Annotated in this window: 6 protein-coding genes; 5 read left to right on the top strand and 1 reads right to left on the bottom strand. The window is 64.2% G+C overall.

Features of this window, described 5'->3' with window-relative positions:
• Positions 1-19 precede the first annotated feature (19 nt).
• Positions 20-931, top strand: a complete 912-nt coding sequence (locus tag D7S86_RS15710) for an aliphatic sulfonate ABC transporter substrate-binding protein (protein ID WP_121087872.1) — start codon at positions 20-22, stop codon at positions 929-931.
• Positions 932-998: 67 nt separating this feature from the next.
• Here the strand turns inward: D7S86_RS15710 and D7S86_RS29560 are convergent, their stop codons facing one another.
• Positions 999-3,332: a hypothetical protein gene (locus D7S86_RS29560; RefSeq protein WP_158601978.1), complete on the bottom strand. Its 2,334-nt coding sequence runs from the start codon at positions 3,330-3,332 to the stop codon at positions 999-1,001.
• 336 nt (positions 3,333-3,668) lie between these two features.
• Between D7S86_RS29560 and D7S86_RS15720 the strand changes: the two genes are divergently transcribed.
• The 4 genes from D7S86_RS15720 (at position 3,669) to D7S86_RS15735 (ending at position 11,892) form a co-directional block, all read left to right on the top strand.
• The gene (locus D7S86_RS15720; protein ID WP_158601979.1) at positions 3,669-7,733 is read left to right on the top strand and encodes an ATP-binding protein; all 4,065 of its coding nucleotides are present in this window, start codon (positions 3,669-3,671) and stop codon (positions 7,731-7,733) included.
• Positions 7,730-9,160: a flavin monoamine oxidase family protein gene (locus D7S86_RS15725; protein ID WP_121087786.1), complete on the top strand. Its 1,431-nt coding sequence runs from the start codon at positions 7,730-7,732 to the stop codon at positions 9,158-9,160. The genes D7S86_RS15720 and D7S86_RS15725 overlap by 4 nt, the downstream gene beginning before the upstream one ends.
• Before the next feature lie 193 nt (positions 9,161-9,353).
• Positions 9,354-11,063: a cyclic peptide export ABC transporter gene (locus tag D7S86_RS15730; RefSeq protein ID WP_121087873.1), complete on the top strand. Its 1,710-nt coding sequence runs from the start codon at positions 9,354-9,356 to the stop codon at positions 11,061-11,063.
• 22 nt (positions 11,064-11,085) lie between these two features.
• The gene (locus D7S86_RS15735) at positions 11,086-11,892 is read left to right on the top strand and encodes an ABC transporter ATP-binding protein (RefSeq protein WP_121087787.1); all 807 of its coding nucleotides are present in this window, start codon (positions 11,086-11,088) and stop codon (positions 11,890-11,892) included.
• The last annotated feature ends 273 nt before the right edge of the window (positions 11,893-12,165 follow it).

A 12,165-nucleotide genomic window follows, 5' to 3' on the forward strand; every position in this document is an offset into this window, starting at 1 on the left:
GTGCGGCGTCGTCGCGGGCATGCATGCCGATTCCGCACGCGCGGCGGCGACGGAATTGCGCATCGGTTATCAAAAGTCGTCGACGCTGATCGTCGTGCTCAAGGCGCAGGGCACGCTTGAAAAAGCCCTGGCGCCGCTCGGCGTCCACGTGACATGGGCCGAATTCGCGAGCGGATTGCCGCTCGTTGAAGCATTGAATGCGAACGCGGTCGACTTCAGCGCCGACGTCGCCGATACGGTGCCGATCTTCGCGCAAGCCGCGCGCGCCGATTTCGTCTATGTCGCGCAAGAGGCGCCGTCGCCGAGCGCGCAGGCCATTGTCGTTCACAAGGATGCCGCGGCGCAGACCGTCGCCGATCTCAAGGGCAAGCGCATCGCGGTCGCCAAAGCGGCCGGCGCGCACTATTTATTGCTCGCGGCACTGCGTCGCGCGGGCCTCACGCCGAACGATGTGCAGATCGCCTATCTCGCACCGGCCGACGGCCGCGCGGCGCTTGAAACCGGCAGCGTCGACGCATGGGTCACATGGGACCCCTATCTGGCAAGCGTCGAACACGAGCCGGGGCTGCGCGTGCTCACCGACGGCCGCGGGCTCGCGTCGTATCAGCGCTATTACCTCGCATCGAAACCGTTCGCCGATGCGCATCCCGAGGTTCTGAAGGTCGTCTATGACGCGCTCGTCGAATCGGGCGTCTGGGTCAAGGCGCATCCCGACGAGGCCGCGCGATTGCTCGCGCCGGTCTGGGGGCTCGACGCGGCGACGGTCGAGCGCGCGAATGCGCGCCGCAGCTATGCGGTACGGCTTGTCGTGCCCGAGGCATTCGGCGAACAGCAGGCCATTGCGGATGCGTTCACCGCGGCGGGTTTTCTGCCGCAAACGATCGATACGCGCCGCGTGCCGCTTTGGAAGCCCGCGCCGTCGAAACAGTGAGGCGCGTCGGGCGCGTGCGGCCCGCCGATCGACGGTCGCGACATGGGCGTCGCTCATGAAACGAACTTCACGTCGAACGTGCCTTGCGCCCCTTCGCCGCTTTGGGGGTCGAGACCGGATCCCAACGATGGTAGAACGCGCCCACGACCCACGCGAGCAACAGTGTCCAGCCAATCCACGTGAGCAGTTCTCCGCCTGCCATACAGGCGTCATAGGCCGCGGGGGGCAAGGTCCACGCGAGCCGATGACCGAATGCGGTCGGCGGATGGGCGACAAGTCCGGAATTAATGAGGCCGGCGGTCGCCTTCGAAAAATTGCTGCTGATGAACGCGGGAAAACCGTACATGCCGAGAAAGCGCAGCAAGCGCGCCGAACGCGCTTCGAGCAGTGCTTTGACCGACGCTTCGATTTGTTGATAGCCTTGATCGACATAGGCTTCGCGCTCGGGCAATTCCCAAAAGCTTTTCAATTGCTGGTAGAGCAGCCGCGCATTCGCGTCGGGAATCGCGGCCGATGCCTTCACGCGTTGACTCGCGAGCGTCGATCGCGCGAGCGCGACCTGACCGAGCAACTGATACAAACTCTTTTCCTTGAGCCAAGCCTCGGTCAGCGCGGACCCGGTCCCGCGCGCATCGGACTCGCCTTTCCATTGCGCGTTGAACGCGATCAGATTGCTTTCGTGGGCCCGGAGCTGACTGCGCCATTCCGACGCCCTGCGCATGACCGGGATGATTTCGCTGTCCCTGAGGCGTTGTTCGTGCCAGTCATCGACGACGACACAGCCGCGGTTCGATAACACCGCGAACCCGCCGCTCAATGTGACGAGCTTGCATTCGGTGCTCGGCGGCAAACGCGACAGGCCGATCGGCGCGGGTTTCGCGCGTTCTTCCGCGAGTGCGGCGAGGATCCTGACGCTCGAATCGCCCAACGAGATGCCGCGCATCGGATGCGCTTGTTCGGTGCTCTTGGGCCAGTCGAGATACCGAAAGACCGGGCCGTCCGATCCGACGTCGATCGGGGGCGCCTTGAGCAATTCGACGTCTTCGGCAAGGTCGTCGTGCGCGTGGATGCGCGCGTTCACACGAATGCCGCTTAGCGGATTGAAGACGGTCCATAAGCTGTCGAGCACGTCGTTCCATGTGAGACGCGTCGGTGTGGCGTTGGCGCCTAGCGCTTGAAGACCGGGCGATGCGATCAGACTCGCGTCTTTGAACAGAAACCACGGATCGCACCAGATGTTGTTGACCTTGGCGAGCGCGCGCGCCTGTCCGTTCCGATTCGACAGATGGTCAAGATCGCCGGCCTGGAATCCGCTCGGCCCCTTCGATCCGCGCGGCAGATAGGGACGGGCATCCGCTTGCCCTGTCGAGAACTCGGCCTGCGTCGGCGACGTCGCATCGGCGGCGCGAGAGATGGCGCCGGTTGCGGTATCGCGATACGTCTCGGTTTCGCGCCGTTCGAGTTCGATCCAGAGCGATGTCAGATCGAGTCCCTCGGTCGGATCGGTGTGAATCGTGAAGCGATTCCATGCACTGGCGCTCGGCCGGTACGAGACGCCGAGTTTGAATCCGTGTCCGCCGCTCGAACGTTTCGTGTCCGCGCGGCCGAAGATTTTCACGGCGTCGCTGGGTTCGTCTTCGACATAGACGAGGGTATCGACCATCATATGCGCCTGCGGCGTATCGACGGCCGGCACGGACAGACGCAGGATCGTCGCGTGCGTGAGGATGTGTTCGTAGACTTGTTCGAGCCGCCGCAACGCGTTCGTCGCGGGGTGGCCGAGCATGCTCGGCATCTGCTCGGGATCCAAGCCATCCTGCAGGCTGCGCACGAGAAATTCGAAGCACCGGCGCCATGCGACGTCGGGCCAGAACGAGGCGTCGTCGTCCCGCGTCGCGATGCCGCCCGACTTCGCGAAATGCGTATGGCTCAGCGCGCTCGCCAGCGCCGGCCACGAGCGGAACGGGTGCTCGGGCATATGGCCGAGGTCCCAGTGCGTGACCGATACGATCCACGGCGCGAAGCATGCCGCGACATCCGGCACGTCCGCGAGATGCGCGATGCACATCAGCGCGCTCAGCAAGCTGTCGGGGCTTGCGTCCTTGACGAAGAACGCGAGCCGATCGAGCACATCGGCCGGAGGCTGGCCGACCGATGTTTGGAGCGATGCGTGGGCGCGCAACGTGGGGCCGAGTGTGGAGGCGACCTGCGAGAGCGACAGATCGTCCGGACCCTTGTGCAACCGGAAGCCGTCGATGTCCGACTCGGGCGGGAAGCCTCCGCCGAGCGCGATCGCCACGCGATGCCCGAGTGCGTCTTTCGCTTGCTGCGGCGAGGCATTGATCGGAATCACCCAGGGCCGCAATCGCACGATTGCGTCGAGGAAATGCGCAATGTCCATGCAGGCCCCGTCGGTATGGATATCGAAAGGAATGTAGGTGTTTTGTCAACGTCGAGCGATCGACATGAGCAGCCGCCCGAGTCTAGAGGCAGACAGGCTGATGCGACTGTATGGCGTCGCACAGACATCGTGCACGCACGGACGCGGATCGACTCGGTCATGCGGTCGGTTCATGCGCGAGCCTTTGCGTGCGCGGGTCTCGCGCAGCTCGATTCGTGTGCGTCGATCGATCGCGCGCACGTGGCTTTCGAGCAACCGGATCTGTGCGCCACGGCACTACACTTTGCATTCGCGTTTCACGACTCCACGCATGCCGTTTCATCGACGAGAGGACCCATGGCCTCCCAGACGGATACCGTTCTCGGTCGCGCGAGGGTTGCCGCGCTGCCGACGCCGCTTGCGATCGCGATTGCCGAATACGAACAGGACGACAAGACCGAAGCCGGCGAACGTGTGCACTTGCTCAAGCTGTGGCGCGCATGTGAAGCCGTCGAGCTCACGCTGCGCGTGCTGGTCGTGCTTTGCATCGGCGAACTTGTGTCGCGGAACCGATGGACGCCGGACGTCGTCGACATGCTGCGCGACCGGATCGACCGGCCGACGCTCGGACTCTGGAAGTCGATGCTGCTCGACCTCATCAAGGTTCTGCCGCGCGACGACACGGTGCTCGACGAGCTGCCCGGACTCGCGCAGGACATTGCCGAGTTCTTCGACGGCACGGGGCCGGCGCGCGGCGATCAGAACACGAATATGATCGCCTCGTTTTCGGCGCTCAGAAACCGGCTTGCGCATGGCGGCGGTTTGACGCACGAGGCCGCCGCGATGCTGCTGCGTAAATGGGAAGATCCCATCGACCTGTTTCTCGCGCGTTTCCTCTGGCTCGACAAGCTGACGTTCTACGCGCGTTCGCCGCAAGGCGCGCTCACGCTGTTACGCGGACAGAAGCCGGAGCGCACGAGCGAACCCGTCGCGCAGGCGCCGCTGCCGAACGACGACGAGATCGTCGTCGCGCGCGGCGGACGCAGTGTCGTGATCTGGCCGCTCGCGCGATACGGGATGCCGTGGGTCGCGAACCTCGATGCGCTGCCCGAAGACATCGTGGTCGAGATCTATGCGCGGCGCAGTTCCGTCGAAGGCTTCCACTACACGCCGATCGGTCTGGACGCGGCGTACTGGAGTTCGAGCCGCGCAAACGCGAGCGCGAAGTTTCTCGAGATGTTCCCCCCGCAGGCGCGCGATGCCGATCGCACGGGCGACGACGCGGTCGAGAGCTTTCGTCGCGAGATCGGCAAGGATGCGAAATTGTTCGTCGGACGGCAGCACGTCCTGTCGCACGTGCTCGATCTCGTGCGCAGCCCGCCGCGTATTCCGCTTCCGCTGCTCTGGTTGTCGGGCAGTCCGGGCATGGGGAAATCGACGCTGATCGCGAAGGTCGCGCATCGATTGATGTCGGAGCACGAGACGTTCGACGCACCGCTCACGATCGTGCCGTACCGGTTCAAGCGCGGCGATGCACGATGTTCGCGCGAATATTTCTTCATGCTCGCGTCGCGTAGCCTGCGCCGCATCCAGAAGTCCGACGACGCGGCGGACTACAAGCTCGAAACGCTGCAGAGCGCGTTGCTGTCGCTCGCGCCCGGCGCGCAATGCGTGTTCATCCTCGACGGCATCGACGAGATCGACGATTTCGATCCCGCTTTTCTGACCGAGGTTTGCGTCAAGCTCGCGCGCGAATGCGCGCCGCGCGGCAACGTCACGTGGCTTTTGTCGGGCCGAGCCGAATCATCGAACTCGTCGCTCACGCGCAAGCTTCGCGACGCAGGGGCCTACGACATCTTTCCCGATGGTCTCGAACCGATGCATGACGAGGACATTCGCGCGATCCTGCTCGACCAGATCGGACCCGCGCGCAACGTCCTGATCCGGAACGACACGATGAGCCGGACCGAACTCGGCACGCTGCCGCTGACGCAGGAGACGATCGCGATACTCGATACGGGCGTCGTGCCGCCCGACGTACGCGATGCGTTTGCGAAATCCGGCATCGAATTCGGCGAGAAGGTCCGTTGCTATCCGATCCGGGAAGAGGGCGAAGGACGTGGCGATGGACAGGGTAAACAACGCGATAGAGGACACGACAAAGGACGACACAAAGGACGCAAGGGCAAGCACAGCGCGTCGTGGCTGCTCGACGAAGACGGCACGATGTTCTGCGTCGAACGCATGCCCGACAGGCTCGCCGTCTGCCGGTACACGACGGGCAGCACGTTCGTCGATCGCGTTCGGCAGAAGTCGGATGGCTTGCCGCTCTATTTGCGCTACGTGGTGCTCGATATCCTCGCCGGCCGCCTGTTCAAACTCGATGGTCGCGACCCGCTTCCCGACAAGCTCACGGGCTACTATCAGCAACTGCTCAAGCAGCATGCGATCGGGACCGAGTACACGCTGCTCACGCCAGTGCTCTGTCTGATCGCGGTCGCCAAGGAGCCGTTGTCGAAGGAACAACTGCTCATGCGCATCCGCGGCGAGTTGTCGACGTCGGGCGATCCCGAAGCCTGGTTCGAAACGGTCATTCTGAGGCTTTCGTCGATGCTGCGCGGCGGCCGCGACGTGCAGGCCGGCGGCGCGCGCATCGGCAGCGGGTATAGCCTGTATCACGAGTCGCTGCGCCAGCATCTCGAGACCGATGCGGCGACGATCGACGCAGTGAAGCGCGCTCGCGAATGGGTCGTCGGTCTCGCGCGCGACTCCGCGTTCTCGCTGGAGCGCGCGGGGCCGTTCGCCGCGTACTTCGCGCGTCATGGGGTCACGCATCTGCTCGAAGCCGGCCAGCTCGCCGACGCCGTTGCGCTGCTCAATCAGCTCAAGGTGCGCACCGAGTGGCGGCATGACGTACCGCGCGGGTATCTGTCGTCGGTGACGAGCCGCAAGGTCGGACTCGCGCTCTCGCACTGGCTCGGTCAATGGGCCTCGCACGAATTGTCCGATCAGGAGCGTACGCAGCGCGACGACGTGATCAAGGCGATGTCGCCGCTCGCGCTCGCGAACATCATCTTCGATACCTATGAAACGGGGATCTACAGCGCGGTGCTGCGCATCCTCATCGAATTCAACTACGACGTATGGTGGAAGCCGAATCGAGAGCGGATCCGCGATCGCTTCATCACGTCGATCGATATCGTCGCCAAACATACGGTGGGGGAGGCGCTCAGTGACGTCTTCGCGGCTGCGGGCGCGCCGGCGCAGCGCGACAGACTGCTCGCGGACATCAAGGCGATGGCGCGCAGTCCGAATATCGACGAGCGCGAAGCGGCCGGTTACGCGCTCCAGGAGATCTTCCTGGACGAGCCCGAGTTGATCGATCTCGATGTGATCGAGCGCTGGGCGTCGAGCCCGACCAATATCGAGCGCATGATTCTTGGTGAATTCGTCGTGAGCTTCGCGCATGCGGACCCGGCCGCGCTTGCGCTTCACATCGCGAACGAGCCCGCGTGGCAGCCTTTCTTTGCGCCGATCTGGGAGAACAACGCGCTCGACGTCGACGATTTTCATGTGCTCATGACACCGCGCGCGGCGCATGATCGGCGCGTATCGGATTGCGCAAACGAACATGCCGCGACGCGCGCGAAGCTCGATCGTCTGCTCGCCGACCCGTATATCCGCGCGGACGGCGACCCCGACCGGCCGCTCGTCGCGCTGCTCGAAGGCTACGACACGCTGTCCGCGGGCGATCCGATCGTGCGCGCCGCCGTCCCGGCGCTGCACGCCGCGCTTCAGGAGAAGAAGCGCGAGACGCGGCGCATCGTGCTCGACATCATCAAGGTGCTGTTCTCGCACTCGTTCTGGGCCGTCGCCGAGGCCGCGACATCGGTCGTCGCGGATCTCGTGCACGAAGACATCGACAATCTGAGCTTGATCGACGAGTTGCTCGCCGAGCCTGATGCGTATTGGCGCGTGCGTTACGGCATCGTCGACGCGGCCTTCAACGTGCGCGAATTCGACGGCTATCAGCGGCTGCGGCGCGCGCTTCGCGCGAACTTCGCGCATGCGAACGCACGCGTGCGCGGCATTTGCCTCGACGAATTTTTCGCATGGGTCCGGCTTGCCGAACCGTCGGAACGCCTTGCGATCCTGCGCGAGTTCGAACAGCCGCTGCGCGCGGCGATCGAGCATGCAAGCGATTGTTGGGAGCTCGAGTATCTGTATCTTGTGTTCGCGCTGCTCGATCGCGATGGCGAGGACGTCGGTCAATGGCTCGGTCCGGACCAACGCTATGCACGCTACTTTGGCGATGTCGCGCGCGATCCGTTCTATAAGCTCGATCGCCAGGCGTTTCTGCTGCGCATCGACGCGATCCGTATGGCCGAGCTCATGAACACGAAGCGGGAGGCTTGTCGATGAGCGCCGCATCTTCGACGCAAGACGTGGCGCGTGATCCGGATCCCGCGTCGCGCACGGCGCGGCATGCGCGCCCGCGCGTCGCGATCGTCGGCGCCGGCCTCGCCGGCCTGAGCGCCGCGTGGTCGCTTGAACAAGCGGGCATCGAAGCGGTTGTCTATGAAGCGTCGTCGCGCGTCGGCGGCCGTGTCGAATCGCTCGTCGATCGGCTCGGCACGGGACTCGTGACCGAACTCGGCGGTGAATTCATCGACAGTACGCATGCCGATCTGCTCGGGCTCGTCGAGGCCTTCGATCTGCCGCTCATCGATACGGAGGCGACGTCCGAACTGACCTTGACGCCGTCGTATTACTTCGCGGGCGCGCACTATTCGGAAGCTCAGGTCGCGAGTGAATTCGCGGGTCTCGCCGCGCGGATGCGCATCGACGTCGATACGCTTTCGCCGGTGATCTCGGCGTTCCGGCATGCGCCGGCCGACGTCCGTCTCGATCGGATGTCGATCGCCGACTATCTCGATCACGCGGGCGCGAGCGGTTGGCTGCGCCGTTTGCTCGAAGTCGCTTATACGACCGAGTACGGTTCGGAGCTCGGCGAGCAATCGTGCTTGAACATGCTTTCGATGTTGTCGCTCGACGCAAGCGACGGCGACGAGGCGTTCAGCGTATTCGGCGGCAGCGACGAACGCTTCAAGGTGCGCGGCGGCAACGAGCGCATCGTGCGCGAACTCGCGGCGCGTCTGCACGATCGGATCGAACTCGCGTGTCGGCTCGTTTCGGTGCGCGAACACGGCGCGGGCTATCGGCTTAACTTCGATCGCGAGCACGGCGGCAAGGAAATCGACGCCGACTTCGTCGTGCTCGCGATTCCGTTCACGGTCTTGCGCGAGGTCGAATTGCCGCTTAGCCTTCCGCCGTCCAAGCGTCTCGCGATCGATACGCTCGGCTACGGCAGCGGAGAAAAGCTCGTCGTCGGCCTCTCGGCGCCGGTTTGGCGAGACCAGGGCCGCGACGGCGGCGCGTACTCGGATCTCGCGTTCCAGACGGGCTGGGATTCGGGCCGCATGCAGGCAACGGGCAGCGCGTACGCGTTCTTTCTCGGCGGCGCGACGGGCGCGCGGCTCACGGCGAGCGATCCGGCTGCGCTCGCGGGACGGTATCTGCGCGAGGCGGATGCGATGTTTCCCGGCATCGAGGCCGCGTATACGGGTCTCAGCGTCGCGACGCAGTGGCGCGCGAATCCGTTCTCGCGCGGATCGTATTCGAATTTCAAGCCCGGACAATGGACGACGCTCGCGGGCTGGGAGGGCGCGCCCGTGGGTAATCTGTTGTTCGCGGGCGAGCATTGCAGCCTCGAATTCCAGGGCTTTATGAACGGCGCCGTCGAGTCGGGCCGGCGCGCCGCGGAGACGATCGTCGCGCGAGTCGGCTAGTCGCGTCACCCGCGCGGCCGCGAACCCTGCCAAAGAGTGGCGATCTGGAGCAATAAAATCGACGAATAACGTATTTCCGCCATCGCTTTCATGCGTGTGTATCGCGGGTATGCGAAACTTAGACGATTTAAATAATAATTATTCTCATTGCATTCCGAGTCGAATCGGTCTCCCGCAAGCCCTTTTGAATACGATGCGTACTCTCTGGTTTTTGGTTAAAGGCTCGCGCATGCGGCTCGTGCTCGCGATGGGCATGAGTCTGGCAAGCGGTTTTGGTAATGCGGCGCTCGTCGCGCTGATCAATCAGGCGCTCGTCGCGACGAGCGCGCAGCTCATCGGCCTCGGCTGGCGGTTTTTGATGATCGGCGTCGCGGTGCTCATCACGCGCACGGGTTCTCAGGCGTTGTTCATGAGCCTCGGGCAGGATGCGAAGGCGAGGCTGCGGATGCAGACCATCGACCGGATCGCGGCCGCGCCGTACATCCATGTCGAGCGCCAAGGTTCGTCGCGCTCGCTGAGCGTGCTCACGCAGGATCTCGATGCGATCGTCGTACTGTTCGTCGGTCTGCCGGGTCTCGTGATGAACGCGGCGCTCATCGCCGGGTGCCTCGTCTACCTCGGCATGTTGTCGCTCCAGGTGCTCGGGCTTGCGGCGGTGACGCTGTGCCTGGGGTCGGCGGGCTTTCACTTCGCGAATACGCGCGGCCTGTTCCATCTGCGCAATTCGCGGCGCCGCGAAGACTCGCTCGTCCGGCATTTCCGCGCGTTGTTCGACGGCGCGAAGGAACTGAAACTGCATCGCGCACGCATGCGCGAGTTCGTCGATACGACGCTTGCGACCAATGTCGAAGCCGTGCGCGTGCAACGCACGCGCGGCTATGTGCTTTATATGGCCGCGGCAAGCTGGGGCAGCTTTATTTTCTTTGCGTTCATCGGCATCGTGCTGTTCGTGCTCACACGTTATGTGCCGGTCACCGCGCATATGCTGTCGGGCTTCGCGATGACCGTGCTCTACATGATCGTGCCGATCGAGGGCGTGTTGTCGGCCATTCCGAATCTGAGCACGGCACGTGTCGCGCTCGAACGCGTCGAGCAGCTCAACGCGGAGTTGCCGGGCGAAGCCAGCGATCCCGTACCGCATGTCGAATCGTTCGAACGCATCGTGTTCGAAGGCATCACGCATCGCTACTTCCGCGAAAAGGAAAACGAGGTTTTCACGCTCGGTCCGATCGACCTGAGTTTCCGTCCCGGCGAACTCGTCTTCGTGATCGGTGGCAACGGCAGCGGCAAGACGACGCTCGCGAAGCTCATCGTCGGGCTCTATGCGCCCGAAAGCGGGCGGATCGTGCTCGACGGACGCGAGATCGGCGAAGCGCAGCGCGATATGTTCCGCCAGCACTTTTCCGTCGTGTTCAGCGATTTCTTTCTGTTCGATACGCTGCTCGGCATCCAGGTCGGCGCGATCGATGCGCTCGCGCACGAACTGCTCGATGCGCTTCAGCTCTCGCACAAGGTCACGGTCGAGAACGGCGTGTTTTCGACGCTCGAACTGTCGCAGGGTCAGCGCAAGCGGCTCGCCTTGCTCGTCTCGTACCTCGAAGACCGGCCGTTCTATCTGTTCGACGAATGGGCCGCGGACCAGGATCCGCTGTTCAAGGACGTGTTCTATCGGCGCTTGCTGCCGGAACTCAAGGCCAAGGGCAAAACGGTCGTCGTCATCACGCACGACGACCGCTATTTCCATCTCGCCGATCGCTACATCAAGCTCGATTTCGGGCAGATCGTCGCGCAGGGCGAGGGCGAGGCCTTATCCGCGGCCGCATCGCTTGCCGGCGCCGCAGCGCCCCGGGCCCCGCAGGAGCCCGCTGCATCCGCGCCTACCCCTGCACCCGCGCGCGCCTAGCGGCGCCTGACTCTCGATGACCATGCATTCGCCCGACACCGCTGCTTTGTCCGCCGTTCCGCTGTTCGAACTCGAACGCGTTCACTTCGATATCGGCGCGAGACGTCTGCTCGACGATATCTCGCTGTCGATTCCGCGCGAATGCGTGACGGGCTTGATCGGTCATAACGGGTCGGGCAAGACGACGTTGATGGCGATGCTCGCGCGCCATCGCGATCCGCATCGCGGCGCGATCCGGTTCGACGGCAAGCCCATCGCGTCATGGAAGCCGCGCGAGTTTGCGCGCCGTGTCGCGCATCTGCCGCAATACACGCCGTCGACCGACGGCATGCTCGTGCGCGAACTCGTCGCGCTCGGCCGGTATCCGTGGCACGGCAGCCTCGGCGCGTTCGGCGAGCGCGATCGCGAGCGCGTCGCGGCCGCGATGGAGATGACGGATGTCGCGCAGTTCGCGGACCGTCAGGTCGATAGTCTGTCGGGCGGCGAGCGCCAGCGCGTCTGGCTCGCGATGCTCATCGCGCAGGACAGTCATTGCCTGTTGCTCGACGAGCCGACCTCGGCGCTCGATATCGCGCATCAGATCGAAGTGCTCGAACTCGTGCGCACGCTCTGCACGCAGCGCGGCATCGCGGCGGTCATCGTGCTTCACGACATCAATATGGCCGCGCGTTTCTGCGACCGGATCGTCGCGCTGCGCGAGGGCAAGATCCTCATGCACGGCACGCCGTCGGAGCTGCTGACCGAAGCGAATCTCGAAGCGATCTACGGATTACCGATGCACGTGCTGCGCGACCCCGTCAACGGACGCTTCGTCAGCGTGCCGCAGTAATCGGCTGGCCGGATCAAGAGGGGATCGCTCGGCAACGGGAATCTCCCGCGGGTTTCGACGTTCCTCCAGGTTCGATGTCCTGCCAGGCGCGATTTCCCACTCCATGCCTCCGCTCATCGAGGGCGGTCGTTCATCAAGGTCGGTCCCCCGTCAAAGGCCGCCTGCGCCGATAAATGGGAATGATTTGCTTTGTCACGACCATTCGCGGCGTATTCGCGCGGACCGTCTATGCTCGTTGAAGACTTCGCGTCGGGCGCCGCGCGCCGCGCATCG

Origin of the sequence: Pararobbsia silviterrae (assembly GCF_003628125.1) — a bacterium.
Taxonomy (GTDB): Bacteria; Pseudomonadota; Gammaproteobacteria; order Burkholderiales; family Burkholderiaceae; genus Pararobbsia; species Pararobbsia silviterrae.